Origin of the sequence: Hymenobacter segetis, from assembly GCF_038448715.1 — a bacterium.
Lineage (GTDB): Bacteria > Bacteroidota > Bacteroidia > Cytophagales > Hymenobacteraceae > Hymenobacter > Hymenobacter segetis.
Genome location: NZ_JBCEVZ010000007.1, coordinates 1 through 25,542 on the forward strand (window position 1 = coordinate 1; position 25,542 = coordinate 25,542).

Below are 25,542 nucleotides of genomic sequence, written 5' to 3' on the forward strand. Positions count from 1 at the left end.
GCCTGCATGAGGCGCGTGAGCAATTTATCCGACACCGTGGCCAGCTGCTGAATGTCAGTTAGCGCGCTGTGGAAAGCACGGTAGTCGGCATCGGCCGCATCGCCGGGAAGGGCGGCCAACTGGTCGAGGCTGCGCTTCATCTGGTCGAGTTCGCGCCGCTTGCGGGCCCGGATGATGCAGCGCGTGACTTGCAGCATATCCTTCTCGGCGATGAAGTATTCGCGGCGTTCGCCCGGGCGCAGCTCTTTGTAAATCAGCCCCCAGTCGAGTAGCTCGCGCACCGTCATGCTGGCATTGCCGCGCGAGATGGTGAGTTGCTCCATCAGGTCTTCGGTACTCAGGGCGGCAGGGCTCACCAGCAGCAGGGCGTGCACCTGCGCCAGGGTTTTGCTCACGCCCCAGCTCGCGCCCGATACACCCCAGGTATGAATGAATTGGGCTTTGGCCTCGGCCAGGGTGAGTGCGGGAGAATTATCGGTTGGTTGCATTGTTGAAATCAGGTTAGCTGGCAAGTAAGTCCGTAATAGCCTGCCCGCAAGTGGGATACCGAAACTCAAAGCCCAACTCCAGCAGCCGCTGCGGATATACTTTGCGGCTTTTGAGAATCAGTTCGGTTTCAGTACGCAGGAAGAATGCACCAATTTCCAGCAGCCATTTCGGCTGCGGCAGGCGCAACAACGGCCGCAGCTGCCGGCCCAGCAAGGCATTGAATTCCCGGTTTGGCAAGGGGTTGGGCGCGCATACGTTGAACGCACCGGCTTCCTCAGTTTGCGAAATCAGAAACTCCACAGCGCGGCAGAAATCCGTAATGTGCAGCCAGCTCACCCACTGTCGCCCGGTGCCCTGGGGCGTGCACAAGCCCAGCCGGGCCAGCTTCGCCATCACCGGGAAGGCACCACCATCCCGCCCCAGCACAATGGAAGTGCGCAAGGCTACCTTGCGCGTGGCCGGCGCAAAGCACGCGTCGAATGCCGCTTCCCAGGACCTGGCTACTTCCACCGAAAAGCCCGTGCCGATAACGCCCGCAGCCTCAGTATTGGCTGGTTTGTCGCCTTCGGTATCGGCATAAATTGTGGCCGTGGAGGAATTGAGCCAAACGTTGGGGGGTACGGCACAGGCGGCCACGGCCTCGCCCAGCACCCGCGTACTTTCTACCCTACTGGCGATGATTTCGCGCTTATTGGCTTCGGAGTAGCGGCAATCCACTGTGCGGCCGGCCATGTTCATCAACACGGCGGCCCCTTCCAGCTCGGCGGCCCACGGGCCCAGCGTGCGAGCATCCCATTGCACACTATCCGGCCCGGTATGCAGATTTCGGCTGATGATGACCACCCGGTATCCCAACTGCTGAAAGTGCTGGCGCAAGTGGTTTCCCAGAAACCCATTGCCCCCGACGATTACCATTTTTGGCTGTTGCATACGCTCCTGCCCTGTGTTGGGGACCCGCCATCCGGTTGGTTCCGGGACGTCCCTGTTGGGCGAAGCAAATGTATCACAAGTTTCAATAATTATTGAAACTTGTGATACATTGTTTTTATTCCTGTGTCGGGATGCCAGTGAGCATGACGGGTTGAGCATTTCGAAAGTAGCAGGAGCCGCCGCACGGCGCTACTTTAGCGCCTCACCCCTTGCTCCCCGGCAGTCCGCCGCCCCTCCCGCATGCACAAAGGACGACTCGAAGCTTTCAGCGATGGCGTGCTGGCCATCATCCTCACCATCATGGTGCTGGAAATCAAGGTGCCGCACGGGGCCGATTTCGCGGCCCTGCGCCCGCTGCTGCCCGTGGTTCTCAGCTACGTGCTGAGCTTCATCTACATCGGCATCTACTGGAACAATCACCACATGATGCTGGCCGGCACGAGCAAGGTTTCCGGCGGCGTGCTGTGGGCCAATCTGCACCTGCTGTTCTGGCTGTCGCTGGTGCCCTTCGCCACGGGCTGGATGGGCGAAAACCACTTCGCCCCCGCCACGCTGGCCGTGTATGGCGTGATACTGCTCATGGCCGGCGTGGCCTATTTCGTGCTCCAAAACTGCATTATCGCCATCGAAGGCCCGGATTCGACGCTGGCCCGCGCCATTGGGCGCGACTTCAAGGGCCTGTCGTCGCCCCCGCTTTACCTGGCGGGCATTGCGGCCAGCTTCTGGCAACCGTGGCTGGCGGGCGGCATCTACGTAGCCGTGGCGCTGATGTGGCTCATCCCCGACCGGCGCATCGAGCGCACGCTGGTGGATAAAGCCTGAACGACTGTAGAGCCGTGCCCCTATTATCACCTCGTTTTAGAGCCCCGAATAATCAGTTGGCCGCAGGAATGTGATGTCGATGTGGGACACGTTATGCTGATACTCGGGCAGGGCGGATAGTTTTTTCCATTCGGGGTCGCTGCCAAAGGCTTTCCAGTGTGCTTCCCGCGCCGGCATGTTCGCGAAGGACGTCATGTACATGAGATTGGGCATTTTGGCACCGAAGACTACTTCGCCGTAGAAAATGCCATTGAATCCCAGCCGGTCAAACAGCCTGATTTCTTTGCCGGCATTGAACATCTGAACTTTGTTGCGGAACAGCTTTTCGCTAGCGCCTTCGTAGCTGCGCAGCTCGTACACCCGCTCATTTTTAGGAGCTTCGAACCGGGGGGCAGTCAAGCCAGTCATCTCATCAAAAGCGCGAATGAGCATGGTTTCGTGCCGGGTGTAGGCCGGGTCGTTGTAGGCGGCATTGACGTAGGTGCCACCCGCGGCCAGCAGCTTGGCAGTCGTTTCTTTATCGACTTTCTCCCACTGTTTCAGGGAAGTAAATGGCGTGAATACATACACGCGCCTATCGGCGGCCGTGTCGTTGCCGATGGGCTTGAACACCCCAATGGTAGCAATGCCCGCCGCGTGCATAGTCGGCAGGTATTGCCGCTGCAGAAAACTGTCAATCAGGCCTTCCTGCCGAGCAGTTTTTAAGTGATATACCTTCAGCGCAAAATACGTTGGGCGCTCGGTGGAAGTGGTTGGGGCAATGGCGGCGCTGGTCAGCAAAAAGCCCAGACAGGTAACGATGAGCGGAAGGATAAGTCGTTTTTTCATGGATAGGCAAGGTCAGCTTAAATGCTTAGCCACAAGTACGTGGTAGGTGCCGCAACTGCTGCCTAACTCCTAAACGGGCGCTGCTGTTTCCCCGACCGGCGCATTAAGCGCACGCTGGTGGCTAAAGCCCAAGGGAAACACGCTGGGTAGCGGCGGCCGCTTCGCGGACTTGACGGGAGATGCGGGAGTAGCTTGGGCGCTGGAGTGGCATAATTTCATTAATTATACTTCGAATTTCAAATCCCATTTTAAAAACACCAGTAATCCTTATGAGCCACACAGAAAAAGAACTCAATGACATTGGTGTATTCCAATGGGAGTCAATTGTAGATGGCTTCCAAGACGCTAACTTGTTCTTGGGAAATGGATTTTCTATTTCTCTTTGCAAACGACTTTCTTACAAATCTTTATTTGAGAAATTCAAAGTTACTACAAACCCTGAATTACTTAAGATTTTCAACAGCTTCAAAACATTCAATTTTGAGCTGGTTATGCAGAATTTGAATAATACAGAAACAATCAATAACATTCTAGGCATTTCCAGCAATAAGATTGAAAAACTAAGAGACGCACTCAGAAGTGGGTTGATTAAGACCGTCCAGGACAACCACCCAACTCACAGCGAAATACATTACCCACAATTATTGAAGCCTGGATATGAACTACTTGATTTTAGAGATATTTTTACCACTAATTATGACGTATTTCTTTACAAAAGTATTTTACAGGTTATTTCAGAGTATCAATACCAAAAGTTAGAAGCGCCATTTCAAGACTATTTCTATGAGAAAGCAAGCCCGACTCAACTCAAATTTTCCAGCGTTATCCCCTACAGCAATCCTCGAAGTGTGTACTATTTACACGGGTCACTATTTCTATATATTTTCGATAATCAGCGCTCTACGTACAAACTCCGCAGATTAGAGGAAGCACGTATTGAATATATTCACCTGATTAGAAGAGAAATAGAAAACAATAATTTTCCTATTTTTGTCGCCGAAGGCTATGCTGATGACAAACTGCGCACTATTAATAACAATGCTTATTTAAGCTTTTGCGCCAGCAAACTCCAGAACTCAGGTAGAAACTTGGTCTTTTACGGCTTCTCATTCGGCGACTCTGACAAACACATTCTTGACTTTGTGAACAAAAGCAAGGTAAACCAAGTCGCAATCAGCATTTATAAAGGAAACAAGAGTCTTGAGCAATTAGAGCAAGAAAGCTCATTCTTTCGTAATTTATTCACGAAGAAGGATGTAGCTGTGTATGATTCTGAGAGTTTATTTCCAAGTTTAAGGCCTTTCTAATAATTTGAGTCCTACAGCCGTGGGTCCACCTCCGCGTTTTCCAGCGATAGCACGCCGAAGACTCACTGATGTACGCGGCGCAGGGGCTGGCCGGCCACGAAGCGAGTTCGCCCTCGACGCCGAGGGCGAACTCGCGCAGGGCGAGGTTGCTCTTGGCCTTCACGTTGCGCTGGCGGAGGCGGTCGAGGTGGCCGGGCAGCAGGTAGTCGGGGCCGTAGATGATGCGTAGGCACTCGCGGCCCCGGCACTTGAGGGCAGTGTAGAAATTCGGGAGGCCGAATGTACCATGGCCACGTCCGATGCAGGGCCGGGTTGGCGAAGGAGAAGTAGGTTTGCGGTTGATTAGGCCGGTTTACGACCGGCTCCACTCCTTTTTCCTGCTCCGCCTGCTCGTGCCCGACACCGCTCCCGCCGCTCCCATCGGTCCATCCCTCGCCGATTTTGCCTGCTTTTATCTCTACGGCCTCACCAACCATCCCTATCAGCAATCGCCTGACTTAACGAAGTTTGGCGAACTGTACAGCCTCGTCATCGGCAACCACGGCGGCTTGGGTATCGCCAGCTCGTTCCACCCTTATCAACTGGTGGGTCCGGGTGGCATCTCGGTGTGGTACGCGGCCTATGCGCAGTTCTACGCGCAGCCCAATCGACTCGAAATGTTTGCCGAAATGACGCTGGAAAAAGCACAATTTGTAGTGGTGCCACCGGCTTCGTTCGCCGAATACCACGTCTGGTCCGACACCCGCCTAACCACCGACGAAAACCCAATTTTTGGCCGCTTCGTCCCCTTCGTTATTCCGTTTCTGGTGCGCAAAGACCCGGAATTATTGCGCTGGGACAAGGAGTTTGCCGCCGCCGGAGGCGACAAAAACCGCATCAGCCCCTATTTAAAAGCTGTGAACGAGGCCATCCATTTCGTGCAGCCCGCGCCGGCCTTCGTGCTGGGTTTTGGGGAATTTGATGAGCAACAGCCGGAGCAGCTGATTGAGCATTTTATGAGCTGCCGCGATATGCTGCTGTAGAGACGCGCCCCTTCACGTCTCGTTGTTCGCGCCATACTGACGGTACTCGTTCAACGCCGAGACGCGAAGGGTCGCGTCTCGGCGCCTAACTACCGCATCGTTCCGGCGCGCATTGTGGCATCTGCAGTACCGGCCACCGCTGCGCCGCCCAAAAACTCCTGGTACCAGCGCCCCGAGTCCTTCACAATCCGCTCCTGCGTTTCATAATCAACGTGAATGAGGCCGAAGCGCGGGCCGTACCCCTCGGCCCACTCGAAGTTATCGGTCAGGCTCCAGGCGAAGTAACCGCTCACATCCATGCCCTCGCGCTGGGCGCGCAGCACTTGGCCGATGGCTGCCTGCAGGTAAGCCCGGCGGGCAGCATCGTGCACCCGGCCATCCATTGCCACGTCCGGAAACGCTGAACCACTTTCAGTTACGAGCAGCGTTGGCGCATTTGGATAAGCGGCAAACTGTTTCAACATTTGGTAAATCGACTCTGGATACACCTCCCAGCCCATGTCGGTATAGGGCACGCCGCGCTGCTTGGCGGGCACCAGTGCGGCCCATTGCAGGGGCAGCCAGGGCGAGAATTTTACCACCTCGCGGGTATAATTCTGGATGCCCCAGAAGTCGAAATCAAAGGCCATGCGCTGCTCGTCGCCGGGCTTTTGGTAGCGTTCCAGCAGCCAGCGCAGGGCCGGCAGCTCGGCCACCGGGTATCCCAGGCCGAGGGTGGGCTCCACGAAAAAGCGGTTCAGCAGGGCATCGGCGCGGCGGTTGGCGGCTTCGTCGTAAGCATTGCCGGGGCGGTGCGGCGTGAGGTGCGAACACGAAAACGTAGTGCCGATTTGGGCTGTGTCGGGCAGCGCAGCGCGCAACGCCCGCCCCCCCTCGGCCTGGGCCAGCGTGGCATGGTGGGCCGCCGCCAGGAAAGCCCCCAAGTGCCGCCTTCCGGGCGCATGAATGCCTAGCAAGTGGCCCGCCCCCACAAATACCATGGGCTCGTTCAGCACGCACCAGTTCGGCACCCGGTCGCCGAGGCGGCGGGCCATGATTTGGGCGTAGTCCGAAAACCAGTTCACAATGTCGCGGTTGGCCCAGCCGCCGCGCGCTTGCAGGGCGCTGGGCAAATCCCAGTGATAGAGCGTGAGCATGGGCCGCAGGTCACGCTCCAGGCAGGCATCCACCAGCCGGTCGTAGTAGTCGAGGCCGCGGCGGTTCACGGCCCCGATGCCTTCGGGCAGCACCCGGGGCCAGGCGGCGGAGAAGCGAAAATCCGTCAGGCCCAGGCTGCTGGCCAGGTCCAGGTCGGTTTCGTAGCGGTTGTAGAAATCGGCGGCCACGCGCCCGTGCTCGTTGCGCCGGATGGTCCCCTTGCGGCGCGTAAAATCATCCCAGATGCTGGGACCTTTGCCCTGGTGCTGCCAGGCACCCTCGGTCTGGTAAGCGGCTGCTGAGGCTCCCCACTGAAAATCGGGCCCGAAATCGGCCCTTGAAAACGGCAGCGGGGCCGAGGCCGGATAGAAGGCCGCCGGTAGCGGCTCCGAATAGCTGGGGGGAAGCTTTATCATGCGCGGGGCGCGGAGGAATCAAATGGATGGAATTAATCACGCCACGCGTGACGCGCTTTCTTATGGTGTACCGGCCCAACACCATTGCCCGGCAATTGCTCCCGCAGCAACTGGTCAATTACGGCGGCCGTCTGGTCGGGGTAGTCAACGGCAATCACCTGGTCCTGATTCAGCCACTGGTCCACCTTATCCAGGTTTTTGTCCTTGAAGCTTTTGATGACGGGCACGCCCAATTTTTCCAGCGCGGCGGCGTTGCACTGCTGCTCATATTGCTGCTTCATGGGCATCACCAACAGCTTTTTGCCCAGGTAGAGCGCTTCGGCGGGGGTTTCAAAGCCCGCGCCGCACAGCACGCCGGCCGAGCGGGCCAGACTGTCGAGAAAGGCCGGGCCGCTCACGGGCCACACCCGCACGTTGCCGTACTCGGCGGGTTCGTGGCTGTGCTTGCTAAATACCTCCCACCGGATGCTACGGCTCAGGTGCTGCAGCCGCTCCACCAGAATTTCTTCTTCGTAGGCCGGTAGGTACACCGTGTAATGGCCCTCATTGGTCGGGCTCAGCTCGCGCACCTGCTGGCGGATAACGGGCGTGGAAATCTCCGGTGCATAGCGCTGAAAATGGAAGCCGTACTGGTCCGTACTCGGCGCGTAGTGCTTCAGCACGGCGCGGCCGGCCGGGTCTTCGCGGTCGGGGCGCGGGGCGGCGGGGTGCAGCACGGCGCTCTGGTGGCTGAGGGCAATGCAGGGCACATGCCGCATTTTGCAAGCCCAGCTGCTCACCGGCTCAAAGTCACTGATAACCAAATCATATTCTTCCACCGGCAGGTGCCGCACCTCGTGCAGAAACTTCACCGAGTTGAACTGCGCGAAGGTCTTCACGAAGTTGATGCCGCCCTTTTTGCCGAACATGAAGCCCATGCCCTGCGCCTTGTATTTCACGTCAAAAGGCAGCGGCAAATCGGCGGGCGGGCCGCTCACCAACACATCAAGCTGCTCGCAGCGGCTTTGCAGCAGTGGCACCACATCGAGGGCGCGGCTGAGGTGGCCATTGCCGGTGCCCTGGATGGCGTAGAGAATTCGGGACATTTATTATTGATTCTAAATTCTGGCCGGTCATGCTGAGCGTAGCCGAAGCATCTCTACCACTTCGTTGCAATGCCATTGATTACTGTCGTGGTAGAGATGCTTCGGCTGCGCTCAGCATGACGTTCTTTATTGTTGTTCAACGCAACTGCGTCGTTTACGCCTTAATCTTAAACTCGGCCAACAATCCTTCCAGCAGCTGCGCCGGGTTGGCATCGGCCAGCTCCTCGGCGGCGTCTGCTGCTTCCGTTTCCACAGCCTGTTGCATGGCCGGGTCGTTATTATAATAATAGAGCTGCCAGCCGGCCTCGGCCGTGTACTCCAGCGCCGTCAGGTTCTCCACCCAATCGCCGGAATTCAGGTAAATCACCTCCCCTTTTTCGGTATGCAGGGTCTTGATTTCGGGCTGGTGAATGTGCCCGCAGGCCACGTAGCGGTAGCCTTCATCGGCGGCGATGGCGGCGGCTGTTTCCTCGAAGTTGCTCACCGCCGATACGGCCGATTTCACCCGTTCCTTCACCAGCTTGCTCAGGGCCACGCGGGGGCGGCCCAGCTTTGCCAGTAGGTAATTCACGAAACGATTTATCAAAATCAATAAATCGTAGCCGTGGCCGCCGAGCTTGGCCAGCCAGCGCGAGTGCCGCATGGTCACGTCGAACACGTCGCCGTGAAACAGCCAGGTGCGGCCGTGGGGCAGGTCAAGCACCAGCTTGTTATCGAGGCGGAAATTGCCCAGCTTCAGACCGGCGAATTTGCGCAGCAGCTCGTCGTGGTTGCCGGTCAGGTAATGGATTTTGACGCCCTTGGCAGCCAGGCCGGCCAGGTAGCGCACCACGCGCATGTGGGCCGGCGGCCAGTAGTTTTTGCTAAACTGCCAGATGTCCACAATGTCGCCATTAAGCACCAGCACCTGCGGCCGGATGCTCTTGAGGTAGCGTAGCAGTTCGGTGGCGTGGCAGCCATACGTGCCCAAATGCACATCGGATATGACGGCCACCTGCACCCGGCGCTTGCGGCGGGCGGCGGGGCGGGCGGGAACAACCGGCGGGTTTTCGGGCACCAAAACAGTTGCTACGCTCATGCGGCAGCCGACTGGGTGAAACGTCCTCCACGCGCCGGCCCCACCGAGCGGCGCGGCCGGATGGCCGGCCCCGCCGTGCGCCGGCCAAACTCGCCCCCTAGGGCCGAGCGCAGGCTGCCCAGCGTGTGCAGCGCATACGCCACCCACAAGGCCAGTTGAAACAACTCGTACACGAGCCATCGCCCCAAACGGCGCAGCCCCGAAATCAATGCCGGGAAGTACATAGCAGGAATGGTTATAACCAGTGAAAATCCTGCTTTCAAAGGTCCACTTCTTCTATTAAGTCTTGATTACGGCCGCATTAAGGTTAAATCACGCTTGGCAATAATTGCGCAGTCCAATTCTGCCCCGTCCGCATTTTGCCAGATTTCGGCCGGGTTTCCGTTTCTTTGTTCCCCCAATTATCGGTTGGTTAGCCTCACCTTATTTCGTTCCTCATTTTACCGCTTATTATGCAGTTTCTACCCCGTCTGGCCCGTCATTTCTTCGTTGTGGCCCTGCTCCTGCTGTGCGCCGGAGCCGCCCTGGCCCAGCCCACCGGCAAAGCCGCCAAAGGCCGCAAGCGCTACACCTTCGCCCAGAAAGACGAAGAGTCGCCTTACGTGAAGAATGTAACCAAAAACACCGAGGATGAGCAGGATGTCGACGGCTCCTTCACCCGCCTCGGCTACCGCTCCTACTCCGACATGCTCACCGAGCTCACGGCCCTCAAAAAGCTGCACGACTGGGCCGATACCACCTACCAGCGCCGCGTGGCCGCCATTCCGGCCGGCGGCGCGCTGGTGGTCATCGTGCACCGCCAGGGCCCCAAAGGCGTGGAAATGTCCAACCTCACCCTCACCGCCACCGACAAAGCCGGCAAGGAGGTCTTCACCCAAACCCTGGCCCCCGCCACCGGCCGCTTCTTCGGCCGCGACCTCTACCAAGGCAAAGCCGTCATCCCCTTCCCCAAAATGGACCCGCAGGAGCTGAACGTCAGCATCCGCGACGCGAAGCTCTACCAGACGTTTGATTACACGCTGGAACTGCCGGCGGCGCAGTAGCCGCAATATCTTCTTTTCGCTTCGATGGGGCGACATTCGCGGCGGCGGATGTCGCCCTGTTTTTTTATTTCCTCATACTCCGCTTACCAGTCGAATCAGCATGAAGCGCAAAGCAGCCCTCGTTTTCATTGTGTTGCTGCTGGGAGTAGTTATTATGTCCAGTCGGCCGGCTTACCAATACCCGGCCCCGACCGAACTGCGTCAAAAAGCCCATTATCTGGAGCGTATTATCCAGGCACCCGAGGGCGAAGCGGCCGAATTAAATGCGCTGGGCAATGCGGAATGGTCGCTGTTCTCGATGTCTTATTCAGCGTATGCGTTCACAAATATGGCGCAACTGGACAGCAGCTTTCGCCGCGAAGCCGCACAATACACCCAGCTGGCTATTGGCAAAATGCTGGCTGGCAATATCGCCCAGGCATTCCGCAACTCAGCTGCCACCGTCGCAGCTGATTCGGTAACCTCTGTGCTCTACCTGGGCCACCTCAACCTGATGCTGGGCTGCCACCGCCTGCTCGACCCTAATTCTCCTTATAAAACGTTACACGACTCTCTTTCTGCCAGCCTGCACCGCCGGCTCGTTAGCGCGCCCAACCACTGCCTCGAATCGTATCCCGGCGGAGTATGGGTGCCCGACAATACCGTAGCTCTGGCCTCACTGCAACTCCATAGCGACCTGACGGGCAGTCGCTATCGCGCCTTCTGCCAGCAGTGGGTAACCTACGCCCGTCAGCATCTTTCCGACCCTACCACTGGGCTGCTGCTCTCCAAGCCGGCCACCCGCCACCAGGCGGCCGAAGAGCCGCGCGGCTCTCACTTGGGCTGGAGCATCTTCTTCCTCTACCGCTTCGCCCCCGCCTACGCCGCCGAGCAATACCAACGTTACCAGCAGCACTTCAGCACCAACTTCGGCGTCATCCGCCTCTACCACGAGCGGGCTGGCAAATACGAAACCAGCGAGGGCGATGTCGACAGCGGCCCGCTGATTTTGGGCTACAGCATCCCGGCCAATGCTTTCGCCTTCGGCAACGCCGTAGCCCTTCGCGACTGGCGCAATGCCCAGCGACTTCGCCGCGTCATCAGCTTCGGCAGCCGCGAGGTGGAGACGCCACAGGAAATATCCTACGGCGTCCGCTTCGTTGATTTATCCGTCAGCCCGTTGGCCGAGGCACTTTTATTGAATGCCGAGACGATGACGCCCTGGCAAAGGCCTTCCAAAAGCCAATAGTTAATTTCAGCTTATTTGCCCCAAGGAACTCAGCCGTACGAATATTCGGAACACCTATTTCCGCAGCCGCACCCACTGCACGGCAATCACCGTCTTCGCATCCCGCAGCGGCTCCGCTACCAGCGCTTCCCATCTCAGCTCCACCATTTCGATGTTCTCGTGCTCCTCGGCCAGCCCACCACCTTCTCCGGTGCGGTGGCTCACTTCGGCGTGGTACACGGTGATTTCCTCGGAGCTGGTGCCCGGCGAGGGCCAGATGCACACAATTTCCTCCAGCTTATCTACCTCGTAGCCCAGTTCCTCGTGAATCTCGCGGCGCACGGCCGTTTCGGGCGCTTCGTCGCCATCAATCATGCCGGCGGCGATTTCCAGAATCTCCGCTTCCGGGCCGATGCGGAACTGGCGGGTGAGCACGTACACCTGCCGGGCCGTGTCGTAGACTAGCGCGGCTACAGCTTTGCCGGGCGCGAACTGCTCGCGCCGGAGCTGGTGCTCGCCGTCCTGAACGATTAGCTGGTTGACTTTGTAGTGGCCATTGAAGACCCGGGTGCGCTCGATAATCTGCATCGTCGGATTTGTGTGTTGTACCTTTGTTGTCACCAGGGCCGCCGTCGGAGCAGCCCGCTGCCCGGCTGCGTCGGGCAAAGCCCCGCGCCTCGGCTGTCTCCGCGAAGTAAGCGCACCTCACCCCAATTCCTCTTCATTCAGGGAATCTGACGGCCTCCGACGAGCCATCAACCCCGCCCACGCCTGGCCTCGTCCGGCGTGGACATGCCCGCCTATGCTACGGCGCAGGCCCAACCACTTATTGCGCGGACCACTGTCTGCCAACACGATACCCAAGTACCCAGTACTAAAGCCAACCTATGACGTTTGACGATTTAAATCTGATTGACCCCATTCTCAAAGCCCTCAAAGAAGAAGGCTACACTACCCCTACTCCCATCCAGGAGCAGGCCATTCCCCACGTTCTGGAAGGCAAAGACCTCCTCGGCGTGGCCCAGACCGGCACCGGCAAAACGGCCGCCTTTACCGTGCCCATCCTGCAAGTGCTGCACCGCACGGCGCAGGTTGCTAACCACGCCCCGCGCGCCATTCGCTGCCTCGTGCTCACGCCAACCCGCGAGCTGGCCATCCAAATCAACGAAAGCTTCGGTGCCTACGGCCGCCATCTTAGCCAGATTCGCCACACCGTTATTTTCGGTGGCGTGGGCCAGCACCCGCAGGTACAGGCCCTCAAGCGCGGCGTAGAAGTGCTCATCGCCACTCCCGGCCGCCTGCTCGACCTCATGAATCAGGGCTTCGTGGACCTGCGTCAGGTAGAAGTTTTCGTGCTTGATGAAGCCGACCGCATGCTCGACATGGGCTTCATCAACGACATCAAGCGCATCCTGCCCAAGCTGCCCACCAAGCGCCAGACCCTATTTTTCTCGGCCACCATGCCCGGCCAGATTCAGGAGCTCGCCAGCACCATCCTACGCCCCAACCCCGTGCGCGTGGCCGTAACGCCCGTCAGCAGCACCGCCGACACCGTTACCCAATCGGTATACCTGGTTGAAAACAACGACAAGCCCGCCCTGCTCCGCCACATTCTGGAGGACAAAGGCATCAAGCGTGTCCTCGTCTTCACCCGCACCAAGCACGGAGCTGATAAGGTTGTGAAAGCCCTCGCCGCGAATCAAATACAGGCCGAAGCCATTCACGGCAACAAAAGCCAGAACCACCGCCAGCGCGCCCTGTCGAATTTCAAAGCCGGCAGCACCCGCGTGCTGGTGGCCACCGACATCGCCGCCCGCGGCATCGATGTGGACGAACTGACCCACGTCATCAACTACGAAATCCCCAACGAGCCCGAAACCTACGTGCACCGCATCGGCCGCACCGGCCGAGCCGGCGCTTTTGGCACCGCCTTCTCCTTCGTGGAAGATGAGGAGCGCGCTTACCTCCAGGATATCCAGAAGCTCATCAGCCGTCAGATTGACGTGGAAGCTGAGCATCCCTTCGTGTCGGGCCGCATCAAACCCGTAATGCTGCACGGCAACGAGCGCATCATCCGGCCCAAGGGTCCGGCTGGTCGCCCGGCCCGCTCCGGCCCCCGCGAGGGCGGTAATGGCGGCGGCGGTCGTTCCGGCGGTGGCCAGGGCGGCGGGCGCTCGGGTGGCGGCCGTACCAGCGGCGAGCGTCCTAGTGGCGAGCGCACCGGCGGTGGCCGTCCCAGCGGCGAGCGCAGCCGTCCGGCCGCACCTGCCAGCAGTGGTCAGTCCGATACCGCTCGTCGCTTCGGCAGCGGCGGGGCCCGCGTGAATGTGGGCGGCAACCGCGAAGGTGGTGACCTGGGCGGCCGTCGCCGGGGCGATGCCGGTGGCACGCGCCGCGGCTCGTTCTAAGCAACGTCTTTATTAGGGTGTCATGCTGAGCGCAGCCGAAGCATCTCTACCGCAAGAGTAATCCAATCGACAGGATTAGTTACACGGTAGAGATGCTTCGACTGCGCTCAGCATGACGTTCTTTTTTACGGACGAATAGATTCAACACAAAGCAGAAGGACCCGGAAAACTTTTTCCGGGTCCTTCTGCTTTTTATGGCTGATTACTTGCTTTTTCCGCGAATAATTCCTCCGTTAATATGGCTCAGCCCACGCTTCCCGTCATTCAGGCCCTGCGCGATACGGCCCAGCGCCTCGCCACCCAAGCACCCTACCAGTGGGGCCACATGGGCAGCTGCAACTGCGGCCACCTCGCCCAAACCGTCACGCGCCTCACTAAAGCCGAAATCCATGCCCGCGCCATGCAGCGCTACGGCGACTGGGAGCGCCAGATTACCGACTATTGCCCCACCAGCGGCCTGCCCATCGACCAGACCATCGACGAAATGCTGGCCCTCGGCTTCTCGCGCCGCGACCTCACCCACCTCGAGCGCATCTCCGACCCCACCATTCGGGCCGCTATCCCGTTCGAGCGGCGCGACAGCCTTCGCCACAACCAGCGCGACGACGTGGTGCTCTACCTCAGCACCTGGGCCGACCTGCTGGAGCGCGACCTGCTGGCCGGTATCAGCCTGCCGAACTTCGACGCCGCGCCCGTACCCACGCCGGTAATGGCCGCCGCTCGCTAAGCCTTTCAAGTTGCCTGGCCCATGACGGCCAAAACTGATGACACAGAAAAAGCCCCCGCCAAATTTTTGGCAGGGGCTTTTTTATTTTTCAGGACGGTCGGCGGCTTAGCCAACCGCTGGCCTTAGTTGCGGGTCACGTTGGAACGCTGGGCTTCGCGGTAGCCTTCGGCACGGTGGGCACGCTTGTAAGCGGCGTCAGCGGAAGGGTCTTTCTCAGCCTCGGCGGCATCGGGGGCCTGGGCACAAGAGGCCGTCAGGAGCATGGCCGTTGCGGCGGCCAACCAAAGATTCGTGCGGGTCAGTTTCATGCCACGAAGGTAGCCCACGGTCGCCAAACGAACAACCCGACCAGCAGGGCATCCGCACAACCTATGTATTTCGGGCCGCTCTTGCGCACTATTGCCGGCTATGCTTTGGGAGCAGAAAACAAGCTACCCTTCATTTACAATTGACAACACCCCTGCTTACCTGCCCAAACGCAACGGATACTTTACCCACTACGTCTGGCACAGCTTTCAGCTATCCAAAAGCAGTTGGCGCTACTCCCATTCTGCCCTACAGCAGCTAACCCATGCTCCAACAATCCGTCTCACTATGTTAGCACACGTTAGTTTGCAATCAACCTGACATTGTACTCAACCATGTTGGTTATTTTAGCCACCATGTCAAATTCATTAGCAGCACCATGCAGCTACCCGGTGTAACATCTGCTGTCCGACTGCTCAAATAGCTGGGATTATAAAGTCGATAATTCCCTACCCAGCTTCTACATCACACCACTCAATCCATCAAACCATTGCTTTCGTTAGCTTAATTTAATTCGGTGAAATACAATATATTATGAAAATAAAAAACATTAAAGCAAATCAGTTAAAATTGGCCCTACAAAAGTTAGCAGTCAATACAATTAAATATTGCCGTTTCCAAGAGCATTAAGTTCATTACAACCCTACCAACGAGGGCACCCAAGCGCGAAGCCCAAGCGCATGACAAATTGAACAATGGCTGCAGAAGTGACCTAACCTCCAATTAAGGCAGGGAGGCTCAAAACCTGAATATCACTTGGGCTTCAATAGCAGCGTCCAATATGGCAAGGCCAAATAAAGTACTAGGGAATGCCCTGCTAAGCACCCTGCGTGACGCTGTTTTACTGGCGTATACACGCATTATATACGCCGAATTAAGCTTGGCAGATTCTGTCCTCGCGCCTGGCCATGGTCAGGTAGCAACCATCTGCAATGAGATTGCAGCAATGGAAAACGGCACTTCTATTGGAGTCGCAACCTACTCGGGTTGATAATCGGCAAAGGAACCGTCGCGATAGAAAATCACAATCCGACGGATGGGCTTGTCGCCTCCAGCAAATAGAGCGGAAGCCAAAGTTGCACCAGTCGTTTCATTGGCCGGCACCAGCTGAAGCGTAGCTGCCGCATCAGACACGTCTGCCGTAGGGGTGGGCGTGGGAATAGGCGGGCTGGGTGTAGTATCCTGAACTGGAACTGCTGCCGGGGCCTGTTCGCTCGTCACTGCCAAGCGCTGGGTTGGAGCTTGGAGGCTGTCCGGAAGTTGAGGTAACGCATCCATCGGTGCTGCATTCGCTACAAAGCGCTTGGGCATAACCCGGGTACGACCTGGAGCAGGTATGCTGGTTCGTAGTGGGACCGCCTTGGGCATATCATACCGAACAGGCTCTTGTTCAATATGTTCATTACCGTGCACAGGTGCCGGTGGGGCCTCCACGGCCGTTTCCATAACAATTGGGCGGTTCTCAGCAGCCTCAACTGATACTGGTGCAGCTGCCGCAACCGGCGTAACGGGTATAGCTGTAGCCTCCGATGGCACGGAAAGGATTGCCGCAGCACTGGTGCCGGCCAACATTGGCCCGGTACCATTCAGCAGCCACGGCATGGCCAAATCGGGCATAGCGGCCAAGATGCGCTGGACAACTTCCAGGCTAGGTTTGTTGCGCCCCGACAAAATGTGGCTGACAATGGGCCGGGCCACGCCGATAACATCGGCAAACTGCGTAGGCGTAAGCTGTCGGCTTTCTAATAGGGTTCTGATGCGCTCAACCATAGTCGGGATTTTAGTTACAAATGTAGCGCCTGAAATCAGGAGAGCATTAACGCCAATTAAAAAGCATTGATTACAATTGTATAAGCCCAGTGTCACATGCTGTATTTACATCTGTAAATCAAATGGGGCTTGCCATGGCACATCCCCACCCAAAACAAATGTAATCAGCCCAAATGTTGTAAATATTGCCCTTCTTGGTACGCTTGGATTCGCATTATCACAATTCGTTACTGGCCTCGGCCACTGTCTCGTGGCAATATTTCCGCAGCGCAACGATGCAATAAGGGGATGGGATTTCTACCCGGTTTAACTTCTCGCTTTTGCTTATTCCCCTGAACCAACGGCACGAAAAAAGGCCCGGCAACCTCTCGGTTATCGGGCCTTTTGAATCATCAGCCCCACACGCAGAGGGGGTGCAGAGCCAGCGTTTTGGCTAGTCGAAGTACTCGCGGGCGAGCTTTTTATCCAGCCCGTAGATGTCGTCGCGGAAGTGTGGATGGCCGGCGGCATCGGCCCAGGCCGTGAAATAGACTAGGTACACGGGCAGCTTTTCTTTGAGGGTAATGTACTTTTCGCGGCGGGTTGCGATGGAGTCCAGGATGGTGGCCTGGTCCCATTCGGGCCGGTCGCGCAGTAGGTAGGTAGCCAGTTTGATGGGCTCGGAAAGGCGCACGCAACCGTGGCTGAAGCTGCGGTTGCTCTGCGAAAACAGCTCGTCGTGGGGCGTGTCGTGCAGGTAAATATCGTTCGAGTTGGGGAAGATAAACTTCACATTGCCGAGGTCATTCTTGGGTCCGGGGCGGCGGCGCAGCGTGTATTTGAACGTCGCCTGCGTCACGTTGGCCCAGTCGACGGAGGCCGGGTCGATGACGGTGGCCTTACGGCCGTAGCCCTTCACCACCTCCATATCGAGGCGGTCGAGGTAGTTGGGGTTGGCCACGAGTTTATCGCGCAGCTCATTATCGATGATGCTGAACGGCACATTCCAATACGGAGCCAGCACCACGTACTCCATTTTGTCGCTGAACACCGGCGTTTCGTGCAGCACTTTACCCACGATAACGCGCATGTTGAATGCCTCTTTGCCCCCCTCAATCACGTGCAACGTGTACTCGGGAATGTTCACCAACAGGTAATTTTCTTCAAACTTTTTGGGCAGCCAGCGCCAGCGCTCCATGTTCAGAATGAGCTGGTCGATGCGCGTGCCAATGGGCACGTTGAGTTGCTTCAGTGTCTCGCCACTGACGATGCCGGTCGGTTTCAGGCCGGCATCCTGCTGAAATAATTTGACGGCCTGCACCAGTTCGGGGTCGTAAACCTGGGCGGCAGGAACTGCGGCGGCCGGGGTTCCGGGCTGGGCGGGGTTAGCCGGGGGCGTGCTGGCGGCGGCCCCACCGGCACTATCGAGCAGACGCTTGCGCAGGGCGGCCACAGCCGGCGAGGCGGCTCCGGGCTTCAGGTTGAGGGTGGCCGGAAGGGTGGGCCAGCCGCCGGCGCGCTCCTGAGCGCGGTAGGTGGCGAGGGCCTTTTTCAGCTGGTCGTACTCGGGGTGAAGGGGGGCAAACTCGTAGTAATTATAGCGGCTTTTACGCTCACCCAGGAAGGTGAGCAGGGCCTTATTGAGCTTGATTTTATTGGGCTTGACCAGCCACGAGGTATCCTTTTTATCGTGCGGATTGGCCACGCCCCGGTAATAGTCGTTGGCCCACTTCATATACGTTCCGGTCAGGGCAATATCAACCTGGCGCTCCAGCGCATTGCGGCGCACGGAGTCGCCACGCACCTTCTCCAGCTCGGCCAGCATCTTGGATATATCCTTAACCTGGTAGTCTTTAGAATTCAGGCCTTCATTTCCAGCTTTAGCAATAATATCCTGTAAGGTTTTAACCCGAGCCACCGGCTGGTGGTCCTTAAACCAGCCTAATTTGAAGCCCCGCTCCCGGTAGAAGCGGCGGGCGGGGAGTAACTGAGCCTTGAATTTAGGCTCGGCCTGAAAGGCTTTGATAACCTCCGTGCTATCGAGCAGCGGCTGGGGGCCGGCCACATTAGTCACCGAAGAGTCGGCCGCCGTTTGCCCGGCGGTCTGGTTCTGCGAGTCAGAGGAGCCGCAGGAGGCAAGAGTAGTGCTGCCGAGAGCCGCCAATAGGAGCAGCCACAGCAGGGAAGTAATTCGGAGGAGAAAAGTCATTGAAGGAAAAAAAGCGGGCGGAAAAATAGCCTCGGCCGTGGCCGAAGGCTGGGCGTTGTACTGCCAGGCTGCTGGCAGGGTTGCGCCGGGCCGCCCGCAGGCAGTCCGGTTGCAAAGTACGCTACTGCGGGGCACAGCGTGTTGCCATAAGGCGGTAATCGTGCCAATTCCGGGCAAAAAGTACCGTTCCGAGGGGCGGGGCGGCCCGAATAGCCTTATTTGCCGGGCGTAGCTGGCTTCCGGCAGCCCTTATCTGGCAACCGACGTCTTCTTTTGAGCCCAATCCACCAGCCTGGTTGTTATTTCGGGCCGGCGTTTAGCGAAGTACTGGCTAGCACGGTCATCGATTTCCGTCCCGGCTTTTCCGACTATCTCTTCTCCATTTCCCGCATGGCCCCTCTCTCATCCGACTTGACCCCCACCGTCCTCCCCACCGACCCGCATAGCCACGCCGGTAGCAGTCCGGTGCGGGTGCAGCACCTCGCCCTGGCCCTGACGGTCGACTTCGACCAGCATACCCTGGCTGGCACCGCTACTTGGCACCTCGCCAATCCCGGGGCGGCGGCCGATTTCGTGCTCGACACCCGCGACCTCACCATCGAAGCCGTGGAGGCGCTCGATGCCACAGGCTTGGCCACGACCACTGATTTCATCCTAGGTTCGCCCGATGCCATTTTGGGCCAGGCCCTGCGCGTGACGCTGATGCCCGCGACCACGGCCGTCCGCATCCGCTACCGCACGGCCCCGCAGGCGGCAGCTTTGCAGTGGCTGAAGGCGGAGCAGACGGCCGGCACCGAGCCGTTCCTCTTCACGCAGTCGCAGGCCATTCTGGCGCGCACCTGGCTGCCGTGCCAGGACTCGCCGGGCATCCGCTTCACCTACGAGGCCACGGTGCGCGTGCCCGCCCACCTGCTGGCCCTGATGAGCGCCGAGAACCCGCAGAAGCTAAGCCCCACCGGCGAGTACCACTTCCGCATGGCGCAGCCTATTCCGGCCTACCTCATGGCGCTGGCGGTGGGCGACCTGGCCTTTGCCCCGCTCAGCGGACGCACCGGCATCTACGCCGAGCCGGCCACGCTGCCGGTAGCAACCCACGAGTTTGTCGACCTCGAAAACATGGTGGTCGCCGCCGAGCAACTGTACGGTCCTTATCGCTGGGAGCGCTACGATTTGCTGGTGCTGCCTCCCTCCTTCCCTTTCGGCGGAATGGAAAACCCTAGATTAACATTTGTAACACCAACCATCCTTGCGGGCGACCGCAGCCTGACCAGTTTGGTGGCCCATGAGCTGGCTCACTCGTGGTCGGGCAACCTGGTTACAAATGCAACGTGGAATGATTTCTGGTTGAACGAAGGATTTACGGTGTATTTCGAGCGCCGCATCATGGAACATTTGTATGGCCGCGAATACGCCGATATGCTCCAAGTACTGGGCCGGGCCGCGCTGCATCATACCATTGAAGAAATTGGGGCGGCCAGTCCCGATACCCATCTGCACCTGGCCCTGGCCGGCCGCGACCCCGACGAAGGCCTCACCGAAATTGCCTACGAGAAAGGCTGCGCCCTGCTCCTGACGCTGGAGTCACTCATTGGCCGGCCCCGGCTCGACACCTTTATTAAGGAGTATTTCGCCCGCTTCAGCTTTCAGGCGATGGACACCGCCACCTTCCTACACTACCTCCGCGCCGAGCTGCTGGACAAAGAGCCCGGCCTCGAAGCCAAGTTGAACCTGGCCGCCTGGGTCGATGGCCCCGGCCTCCCACCCAACGCGCCAACGCCAACATCCGACCGATTTGCCAAGGTCGACCAGGCATTGGCCAACCTGGAGGCAGGCACCGCACCAACGGCCCTCCGGACGGCCACCACCGAATGGAGCAGCCACGAGTGGGTCCATTTTCTGCACCGCCTCTCCCCGACCCTGACGGCCGAGCAGCTGGCGGCGCTGGACGCGGCCTTCCACTTCACTACTTCCGGCAATGCCGAAATTCTGGCCGCCTGGTTTCCGCACACGCTGCGGGCCGGCTACGCGGCGGCCGACGAAGCCGTGAAAAAATTTCTGCATCACGTGGGCCGTCGCAAATTTGTGGTGCCGCTCTACCAGGCCCTGCTGGCCACGCCCGATGGCCCGGCGCGGGCCCACGCCATCTACACCGAAGCCCGGCGCAACTATCACTCCGTGACCACCGGCACGCTCGATGCCCTACTTGCCACCCGGGCCGAGCGTCATTAATCCCCATCCGGCCCGAACTTTGCCACGGGCTACGGCCCGGCTACCGTCTGGCCATTTCGTTTTTGCATCACTCCGTAACATCCGCCATCCGTTGAAAACCATCATTCCGCTCGGCAAGCTCATCGCCGTGGGCGGCAACGAGGACAAGGGCACGTACCCCAACCCCCGGACCCGCCGCAAGTATTACCTCAACTTTTTCGAGTTGGGCATCCTGAAGCGCATCGTGCTCGAAACCGGCAAAACCGACCCGCGCATCGAAGTCGTGACCACCGCTTCTATGATTCCAGAGGAAGTTGGGCCGATTTACACCGGCTCCTTCGCCATGCTCAACTGCCTGAACGTGGGCATTATGGACATCCGCACGCCCGAGGATGCCCGCCAGCCCGAGTACTTAGAGCGCCTGCTGGCCGCCGATGTGGTCATGTTTTCGGGCGGCAACCAGTCGCGCCTGCGCGAGATGTTCGGCGAAACCGATTTCCTCGACCGCATGATTCAGCGGTACTACGCCGAGCCGAATTTCGTAATTGCCGGCACCAGCGCCGGGGCCATGGCCATGTCGCACTACATGATTCGCGGCGGCTCGGTGCCCGATGCCTTGTTAAAAGGAGCCGTGAAAATGGGCATCGGCCTGAGCCTGCTACCCGCCGCCATCATCGACTCGCACTTCGTGAAGCGTGGCCGCTTCGGCCGGCTCATCGAATCGGTGGCGCTGCACCCCAAGCTCATCGGCATTGGCCTGGGCGAGGACACCGGCGTACTCATCACCGAGGGCAACCTGGTCGAAACCATTGGCTCTAACCTGGTTATCATCCTCGACGGCCACAACATCCAGCACAATAACGCCGCCGCCGCAAAAAAAGGCACGGTGCTTTCCATCGAAAACGTAACCATGCACGTCCTGGCCAAAGGCAACGTGTACGACATGCGCGAGCGGAAATTCTACCCCAGCAAAGACGTTCTGGCCCCCGTTGCCACCCCAAGCGTGGCCATTGATATTACGCCCATTGGGTAAAGCCTGCCGGATTTTGCCAGAAAAAGCCCGCTCATTGCGTAAATGAGCGGGCTTTTTCTTTCCATCGCAGCCATTTTGCCGTACGCTACTCAGCAAGCAGCACTCCGCAGCGCGGGCGTAATGGCCTGTTTTCGCCGCTTTCACCATCAAACTTCATCCATATGAACTACCGCAAGCTCGGCAGAACCGGATTTTCAGTTTCAGAAATCAGCCTTGGCACCTGGCAAGTTGGCGGCAAGTGGGGCGACCCGTTCAGCCACGCCAACGCCGATAAAATCCTGAATACCGCCGTGGATGCCGGCATCAATTTCATTGATACCGCCGATGTGTACGGCGACGGCGAGAGCGAAAAAGCCGTGGGCCGGCTGGTGCGCTCCCGCTCCGAGCGCCTTTTCGTGGCCACGAAATGCGGCCGCCGCCTCCAGCCCCACACGGCCGAGGCCTACCAGCCCGCCGTGCTCCGCCAGTTTGTGGAAGACAGCCTGCGCAATATGCAACTGGAAACCATCGATTTAATTCAGCTACACTGCCCACCCACCGAGGTCTACTACCGCCCGGAGATTTTCGGGGAGTTTGACCGCCTGCGTGAAGAAGGCAAAATCCAACACCTCGGCGTGAGCATCGAGAAAGTGGAGGAAGGCCTTAAAGCCATCGAATTCCCCAACGTGACGACGGTCCAGCTGATTTTTAATATGTTCCGCCAGCGCCCGCCGGAGCTGCTGTTCAAAGAAGCCGCCCGGCGCAATATCGGCCTGATTGTGCGGGTACCGCTGGCCAGCGGCCTACTCACCGGCAAGTTCTCCCCGCAAACCCATTTCTCAGCCGACGACCACCGCAATTTCAACCGTCATGGCGAAGCCTTCGACAAAGGCGAAACCTTCTCCGGCGTGGATTACGAAACCGGCCTCGCCGCCGTGGAAGAATTAAAACACGTTTTCGGGCCTCAAACGCCCCTCGCCGCCCAGGCCCTGCGCTGGATTCTGATGTTCGACGAAGTAAGCTGCGTCATCCCCGGCGCTTCCCGCCCCGAGCAGATTCTCTCGAATCTGCAAGCCGCCGAGCTTCCCGCCTTATCGGCGGAGCAAATGCAGGCCGTGCGGGAGATTTACGATGAAAAAATCAAGCCGATGGTGCATTATAGTTGGTAATCGTAACCGGCGCATTACAAAGAAAACGTCATGCTGAGCGCAGCCGAAGCATCTCTACCGTGCAAGTAAATCCTGTTGATTGGATTACCACTGCGATGGAGATGCTTCGGCTGCGCTCAGCATGACGTTCTGATTTTTGCCTATAGTCGTTCGGCTACTCCTTATAGATAGCCACCGCGGCCTCCCCTCCTTCAACCCGGCTGGCGCGGTACATACCTTCCGAATTAAACGGCAGCGTGACGTTCCCGGCCGCGTCCACGGCAATCAGACCGCCTTCACCGCCCACCGGTGCCAGTTTGTCCTGCACCACAATGCGGGCCGCTTCCTCCAGTGATAACCCCTTGTATTCCATCAAACAAGCCACGTCGTAAGCCGCCACCGCCCGGATAAAATACTCCCCATTGCCCGTGCAGCTGATGGCGCAACGCGCATCGGCCCAAGTGCCAGTCCCGATGAGCGGCGTGTCGCCGATGCGGGAGTAACGCTTGTTGGTCATGCCGCCGGTGCTGGTGGCGGCGGCCAGGTGGCCGTGCTGGTCGCGGGCCACGGCCCCCACGGTGCCTTTTTTCCAGTTCGGGTCGGCAGCGTGGTCGAGCTGCATTTTGCCCGAAGCAATGGCATCCTGGAGCTGGTCGAAACGCTTTTGGGTGAAGAAATATTCCTCTGGTTGCAATGGCAGGCCGTGTTCGCGGGCCAGCTCATCGGCTCCGGGGTAAGCCAGCAAAACATGCTCGGTATACTCCATTACCAGGCGGGCGGCCCGGATTGGATTTTGCACCTGCCGCACGCCGGCTACCGCCCCAGCCAGTTTGTTGTGGCCGCTCATGAGGGCGGCGTCCATTTCGTGGTGGCCGTCGTGGGTAAACACGGCCCCGCGCCCGGCATTGAACAGCGGGCAGTCTTCGAGGCTGCGCACGGCGGCTTCCACGGCGTCGAGGGCGGCGGCCCCGTCGCGCAGCATATCGTAGCCAGTGCTGAGGGCCGCTTCGAGGGCAGCGCGGTAGAGCTGTTCATCGGCGGGAGAAAGCGAAGCGCGGGCAATGGTGCCGGCACCGCCGTGGATGGCAAGGGCGAACATATATATAAGGAGTAAAAAAGTCGGGAGAAATGCGCCCGCAAAGGTAGCCGGAGGGAACGGCAGCGGGGCCGCTTGCGTTTTTTTTCGTAGGTTTGATGTTCAAGTCTACAAATCCAAAAACACCCCATTTTTATGGCATACGACGTAACCGGCCGGCTGCACGAAATATTTGACGAACAGCAGGTAAGCGAAAAGTTTCGCAAGCGCGAGTTCGTGCTGGAAGTCCAGGACGGCCAGTATCCCGAGCATATTAAGTTTCAGATGGTTCAGGACAAAACCAGCCTCATCGACCCTTTCAAAATGGGCGACGAAGTGAAGGTGACCTTCAACCTGCGCGGCCGTGGCTTTAACAAAAACGGCCAGATGCTGTACTTCACCAACCTGGAAGCCTGGAAAATCGAGCCTGCCGGTGCTGCCAACTACGGTGGCGGCGGTGGCCAGCAGCAAGCGGCTCCCCGCCCCGCTGCCCAAAACCAGAACCCCACGCTGCGCGCCCAGCCTTCTGCTGCACCCATCGCCAGCGACGACGACAACGACCTGCCCTTCTAAGGCCAGCCGTTTGCTCCGGTAGCTCAGCTACTTGATAACGCTTATGAAAATGCCGCCTCCGGTACCCGGGAGCGGCATTTTTTATGTCCGATTTGCGTATAATATTCCATGGACTTACACGAGTTGATAGCAAGGGGCGAGGGTGAGGCGCTGGAATTCAAGCAGAAAACTACCCACCCGCACCGCATTTCGCGCACCCTGGTTTCGCTGGCCAACACGCGCGGCGGGCAGGTACTGGTAGGTGTCGATGATGCCGGCCGCATCCTGGGCGTGCGCGATGCCGAGGAAGAATTATTTGTGCTGCGCGATGCTGCCGCGCACTACATTGCCCCGCCCCTAGCCGGCCTGCACTTCCACGAAGTGGAGGAAGATGGCCGCACTGTCCTCATCGTGACCGTGCCCGAAAGCCCCCGCAAGCCCCACCGAGCCCAGGTAGCGCCCAACGACTGGCGCGGCTACGTGCGCGTGCGCGATGCCAGCGTGCAAACCAGCGGCCTCACCGAGAAGCTGTTGGAACGCCAGCAGCCTGAGTCTCAATTCGAGCAAATCCCCCTCAACAAGCAGGAACTTGCCGTTATCGACTACCTGAAAACCCACCCCCGCATCACCCTGGCCCAGTTCATGAAGCTGGTAAATTTCGGCAAGCGCCGCGCCTACCAAACCCTGATAAAGCTGGTGCTGCACGGCTACATCCGCCACCATGACAAGGAAAAGGAACCGTACTACACTGCCTGACCACGGATTGGCTACGCCGAACTTCGTT

The 25,542-nt window shown here is 58.8% G+C and carries 25 protein-coding genes; 12 read left to right on the top strand and 13 right to left on the bottom strand.

What is annotated here, in order from left to right:
* Positions 1 to 488, bottom strand: a 488-nt coding sequence (locus AAFH49_RS04585) for a GbsR/MarR family transcriptional regulator (RefSeq protein WP_342296325.1), incomplete at its 3' end; no start/stop codon positions are given.
* A gap of 13 nt (positions 489 to 501) precedes the next feature.
* Positions 502 to 1,404, bottom strand: coding sequence for a TIGR01777 family oxidoreductase (locus AAFH49_RS04590; protein ID WP_342296326.1), 903 nt, complete (start codon positions 1,402 to 1,404; stop codon positions 502 to 504).
* 255 nt (positions 1,405 to 1,659) lie between these two features.
* Between AAFH49_RS04590 and AAFH49_RS04595 the strand changes: the two genes are divergently transcribed.
* Positions 1,660 to 2,241, top strand: coding sequence for a TMEM175 family protein (locus AAFH49_RS04595; RefSeq protein ID WP_342296327.1), 582 nt, complete (start codon positions 1,660 to 1,662; stop codon positions 2,239 to 2,241).
* A gap of 36 nt (positions 2,242 to 2,277) precedes the next feature.
* On the opposite strand, the gene AAFH49_RS04600 is transcribed toward AAFH49_RS04595, so the two are convergent.
* On the bottom strand, positions 2,278 to 3,069 hold the full coding sequence (locus AAFH49_RS04600; protein ID WP_342296328.1) for an NIPSNAP family protein: 792 nt from the start codon (positions 3,067 to 3,069) through the stop codon (positions 2,278 to 2,280).
* A 269-nt stretch (positions 3,070 to 3,338) separates the two neighbouring features.
* Here AAFH49_RS04600 and AAFH49_RS04605 point away from each other — a divergent pair, with 269 nt between their 5' ends.
* On the top strand, positions 3,339 to 4,376 hold the full coding sequence (locus tag AAFH49_RS04605) for a DUF4917 family protein (RefSeq protein WP_342296329.1): 1,038 nt from the start codon (positions 3,339 to 3,341) through the stop codon (positions 4,374 to 4,376).
* On the opposite strand, the gene AAFH49_RS04610 is transcribed toward AAFH49_RS04605, so the two are convergent.
* Positions 4,312 to 4,719: a hypothetical protein gene (locus AAFH49_RS04610; protein WP_342296422.1), complete on the bottom strand. Its 408-nt coding sequence runs from the start codon at positions 4,717 to 4,719 to the stop codon at positions 4,312 to 4,314. The genes AAFH49_RS04605 and AAFH49_RS04610 overlap by 65 nt on opposite strands.
* A 49-nt stretch (positions 4,720 to 4,768) precedes the next feature.
* Here AAFH49_RS04610 and AAFH49_RS04615 point away from each other — a divergent pair, with 49 nt between their 5' ends.
* Positions 4,769 to 5,398 carry a hypothetical protein gene (locus tag AAFH49_RS04615; protein ID WP_342296330.1) on the top strand — a complete coding sequence of 210 codons (630 nt, stop codon included), beginning with the start codon at positions 4,769 to 4,771 and terminating at the stop codon, positions 5,396 to 5,398.
* Positions 5,399 to 5,487: 89 nt separating this feature from the next.
* Here AAFH49_RS04615 and AAFH49_RS04620 read toward each other — a convergent pair whose 3' ends face one another.
* The 4 genes from AAFH49_RS04620 to AAFH49_RS04635 form a co-directional block, all read right to left on the bottom strand.
* Entirely contained in the window at positions 5,488 to 6,951 is a 1,464-nt protein-coding gene (locus AAFH49_RS04620) for a GH1 family beta-glucosidase (protein ID WP_342296331.1), read from the bottom strand.
* A gap of 32 nt (positions 6,952 to 6,983) precedes the next feature.
* Positions 6,984 to 8,036, bottom strand: a complete 1,053-nt coding sequence (locus AAFH49_RS04625; protein ID WP_342296332.1) for a glycosyltransferase family protein — start codon at positions 8,034 to 8,036, stop codon at positions 6,984 to 6,986.
* A gap of 154 nt (positions 8,037 to 8,190) precedes the next feature.
* Positions 8,191 to 9,114, bottom strand: a complete 924-nt coding sequence (locus tag AAFH49_RS04630) for a UDP-2,3-diacylglucosamine diphosphatase (protein ID WP_342296333.1) — start codon at positions 9,112 to 9,114, stop codon at positions 8,191 to 8,193.
* On the bottom strand, positions 9,111 to 9,338 hold the full coding sequence (locus tag AAFH49_RS04635) for a hypothetical protein (protein ID WP_342296334.1): 228 nt from the start codon (positions 9,336 to 9,338) through the stop codon (positions 9,111 to 9,113). Before AAFH49_RS04635 ends, AAFH49_RS04630 begins: the two co-directional genes overlap by 4 nt.
* Before the next feature lie 228 nt (positions 9,339 to 9,566).
* Here AAFH49_RS04635 and AAFH49_RS04640 point away from each other — a divergent pair, with 228 nt between their 5' ends.
* Together AAFH49_RS04640 and AAFH49_RS04645 are read left to right on the top strand one after the other, a co-directional pair.
* Positions 9,567 to 10,157: a hypothetical protein gene (locus tag AAFH49_RS04640; RefSeq protein ID WP_342296335.1), complete on the top strand. Its 591-nt coding sequence runs from the start codon at positions 9,567 to 9,569 to the stop codon at positions 10,155 to 10,157.
* A gap of 100 nt (positions 10,158 to 10,257) precedes the next feature.
* On the top strand, positions 10,258 to 11,385 hold the full coding sequence (locus AAFH49_RS04645; RefSeq protein WP_342296336.1) for a hypothetical protein: 1,128 nt from the start codon (positions 10,258 to 10,260) through the stop codon (positions 11,383 to 11,385).
* 54 nt (positions 11,386 to 11,439) lie between these two features.
* On the opposite strand, the gene AAFH49_RS04650 is transcribed toward AAFH49_RS04645, so the two are convergent.
* On the bottom strand, positions 11,440 to 11,952 hold the full coding sequence (locus AAFH49_RS04650) for an NUDIX domain-containing protein (RefSeq protein ID WP_342296337.1): 513 nt from the start codon (positions 11,950 to 11,952) through the stop codon (positions 11,440 to 11,442).
* Between the two features lie 299 nt (positions 11,953 to 12,251).
* Between AAFH49_RS04650 and AAFH49_RS04655 the strand changes: the two genes are divergently transcribed.
* Both AAFH49_RS04655 and AAFH49_RS04660 read left to right on the top strand, forming a co-directional pair.
* Positions 12,252 to 13,772, top strand: a complete 1,521-nt coding sequence (locus AAFH49_RS04655) for a DEAD/DEAH box helicase (protein ID WP_342296338.1) — start codon at positions 12,252 to 12,254, stop codon at positions 13,770 to 13,772.
* 238 nt (positions 13,773 to 14,010) lie between these two features.
* Positions 14,011 to 14,499 carry a hypothetical protein gene (locus tag AAFH49_RS04660; protein ID WP_342296339.1) on the top strand — a complete coding sequence of 163 codons (489 nt, stop codon included), beginning with the start codon at positions 14,011 to 14,013 and terminating at the stop codon, positions 14,497 to 14,499.
* 122 nt (positions 14,500 to 14,621) lie between these two features.
* Here AAFH49_RS04660 and AAFH49_RS04665 read toward each other — a convergent pair whose 3' ends face one another.
* The 3 genes from AAFH49_RS04665 to AAFH49_RS04675 form a co-directional block, all read right to left on the bottom strand.
* Entirely contained in the window at positions 14,622 to 14,807 is a 186-nt protein-coding gene (locus AAFH49_RS04665) for a hypothetical protein (protein ID WP_198068736.1), read from the bottom strand.
* 976 nt (positions 14,808 to 15,783) lie between these two features.
* Positions 15,784 to 16,671 (bottom strand): helix-turn-helix domain-containing protein, encoded by an 888-nt coding sequence (locus tag AAFH49_RS04670; protein WP_342296340.1) that lies wholly within the window; start codon positions 16,669 to 16,671, stop codon positions 15,784 to 15,786.
* 337 nt (positions 16,672 to 17,008) lie between these two features.
* Positions 17,009 to 18,763 (bottom strand): L,D-transpeptidase family protein, encoded by a 1,755-nt coding sequence (locus AAFH49_RS04675; RefSeq protein WP_342296341.1) that lies wholly within the window; start codon positions 18,761 to 18,763, stop codon positions 17,009 to 17,011.
* Positions 18,764 to 19,153: 390 nt separating this feature from the next.
* Here AAFH49_RS04675 and AAFH49_RS04680 point away from each other — a divergent pair, with 390 nt between their 5' ends.
* From AAFH49_RS04680 to AAFH49_RS04690, 3 genes are all read left to right on the top strand, one after another.
* Positions 19,154 to 20,992 carry a M1 family metallopeptidase gene (locus AAFH49_RS04680; protein WP_342296342.1) on the top strand — a complete coding sequence of 613 codons (1,839 nt, stop codon included), beginning with the start codon at positions 19,154 to 19,156 and terminating at the stop codon, positions 20,990 to 20,992.
* Positions 20,993 to 21,083: 91 nt separating this feature from the next.
* The gene (locus AAFH49_RS04685) at positions 21,084 to 22,004 is read left to right on the top strand and encodes a cyanophycinase (protein ID WP_342296343.1); all 921 of its coding nucleotides are present in this window, start codon (positions 21,084 to 21,086) and stop codon (positions 22,002 to 22,004) included.
* Positions 22,005 to 22,165: 161 nt separating this feature from the next.
* Positions 22,166 to 23,152, top strand: coding sequence for an aldo/keto reductase (locus AAFH49_RS04690; protein ID WP_342296344.1), 987 nt, complete (start codon positions 22,166 to 22,168; stop codon positions 23,150 to 23,152).
* A gap of 154 nt (positions 23,153 to 23,306) precedes the next feature.
* Here AAFH49_RS04690 and AAFH49_RS04695 read toward each other — a convergent pair whose 3' ends face one another.
* Positions 23,307 to 24,230, bottom strand: coding sequence for an isoaspartyl peptidase/L-asparaginase family protein (locus AAFH49_RS04695; RefSeq protein WP_342296345.1), 924 nt, complete (start codon positions 24,228 to 24,230; stop codon positions 23,307 to 23,309).
* Positions 24,231 to 24,362: 132 nt separating this feature from the next.
* Here AAFH49_RS04695 and AAFH49_RS04700 point away from each other — a divergent pair, with 132 nt between their 5' ends.
* On the top strand, positions 24,363 to 24,779 hold the full coding sequence (locus AAFH49_RS04700) for a DUF3127 domain-containing protein (protein ID WP_342296346.1): 417 nt from the start codon (positions 24,363 to 24,365) through the stop codon (positions 24,777 to 24,779).
* Between the two features lie 108 nt (positions 24,780 to 24,887).
* Entirely contained in the window at positions 24,888 to 25,514 is a 627-nt protein-coding gene (locus AAFH49_RS04705) for an AlbA family DNA-binding domain-containing protein (protein WP_342296347.1), read from the top strand.
* The last annotated feature ends 28 nt before the right edge of the window (positions 25,515 to 25,542 follow it).

What these genes read in the sequence shown, in the direction of transcription:
- AAFH49_RS04625 (WP_342296332.1), bottom strand. Translation starts at nt 8,036, where the DNA reads ATGTCCCGAATTCTCTACGCCATCCAGGGCACCGGCAATGGCCACCTC.
- AAFH49_RS04590 (WP_342296326.1), bottom strand. Translation starts at nt 1,404, where the DNA reads ATGGTAATCGTCGGGGGCAATGGGTTTCTGGGAAACCACTTGCGCCAG.
- AAFH49_RS04645 (WP_342296336.1), top strand. Translation starts at nt 10,258, where the DNA reads ATGAAGCGCAAAGCAGCCCTCGTTTTCATTGTGTTGCTGCTGGGAGTA.
- AAFH49_RS04705 (WP_342296347.1), top strand. Translation starts at nt 24,888, where the DNA reads ATGGACTTACACGAGTTGATAGCAAGGGGCGAGGGTGAGGCGCTGGAA.
- AAFH49_RS04665 (WP_198068736.1), bottom strand. Translation starts at nt 14,807, where the DNA reads ATGAAACTGACCCGCACGAATCTTTGGTTGGCCGCCGCAACGGCCATG.
- AAFH49_RS04700 (WP_342296346.1), top strand. Translation starts at nt 24,363, where the DNA reads ATGGCATACGACGTAACCGGCCGGCTGCACGAAATATTTGACGAACAG.
- AAFH49_RS04650 (WP_342296337.1), bottom strand. Translation starts at nt 11,952, where the DNA reads ATGCAGATTATCGAGCGCACCCGGGTCTTCAATGGCCACTACAAAGTC.
- AAFH49_RS04655 (WP_342296338.1), top strand. Translation starts at nt 12,252, where the DNA reads ATGACGTTTGACGATTTAAATCTGATTGACCCCATTCTCAAAGCCCTC.
- AAFH49_RS04660 (WP_342296339.1), top strand. Translation starts at nt 14,011, where the DNA reads ATGGCTCAGCCCACGCTTCCCGTCATTCAGGCCCTGCGCGATACGGCC.
- AAFH49_RS04605 (WP_342296329.1), top strand. Translation starts at nt 3,339, where the DNA reads ATGAGCCACACAGAAAAAGAACTCAATGACATTGGTGTATTCCAATGG.
- AAFH49_RS04600 (WP_342296328.1), bottom strand. Translation starts at nt 3,069, where the DNA reads ATGAAAAAACGACTTATCCTTCCGCTCATCGTTACCTGTCTGGGCTTT.
- AAFH49_RS04695 (WP_342296345.1), bottom strand. Translation starts at nt 24,230, where the DNA reads ATGTTCGCCCTTGCCATCCACGGCGGTGCCGGCACCATTGCCCGCGCT.
- AAFH49_RS04640 (WP_342296335.1), top strand. Translation starts at nt 9,567, where the DNA reads ATGCAGTTTCTACCCCGTCTGGCCCGTCATTTCTTCGTTGTGGCCCTG.
- AAFH49_RS04595 (WP_342296327.1), top strand. Translation starts at nt 1,660, where the DNA reads ATGCACAAAGGACGACTCGAAGCTTTCAGCGATGGCGTGCTGGCCATC.
- AAFH49_RS04675 (WP_342296341.1), bottom strand. Translation starts at nt 18,763, where the DNA reads ATGACTTTTCTCCTCCGAATTACTTCCCTGCTGTGGCTGCTCCTATTG.
- AAFH49_RS04680 (WP_342296342.1), top strand. Translation starts at nt 19,154, where the DNA reads ATGGCCCCTCTCTCATCCGACTTGACCCCCACCGTCCTCCCCACCGAC.
- AAFH49_RS04630 (WP_342296333.1), bottom strand. Translation starts at nt 9,114, where the DNA reads ATGAGCGTAGCAACTGTTTTGGTGCCCGAAAACCCGCCGGTTGTTCCC.
- AAFH49_RS04635 (WP_342296334.1), bottom strand. Translation starts at nt 9,338, where the DNA reads ATGTACTTCCCGGCATTGATTTCGGGGCTGCGCCGTTTGGGGCGATGG.
- AAFH49_RS04690 (WP_342296344.1), top strand. Translation starts at nt 22,166, where the DNA reads ATGAACTACCGCAAGCTCGGCAGAACCGGATTTTCAGTTTCAGAAATC.
- AAFH49_RS04620 (WP_342296331.1), bottom strand. Translation starts at nt 6,951, where the DNA reads ATGATAAAGCTTCCCCCCAGCTATTCGGAGCCGCTACCGGCGGCCTTC.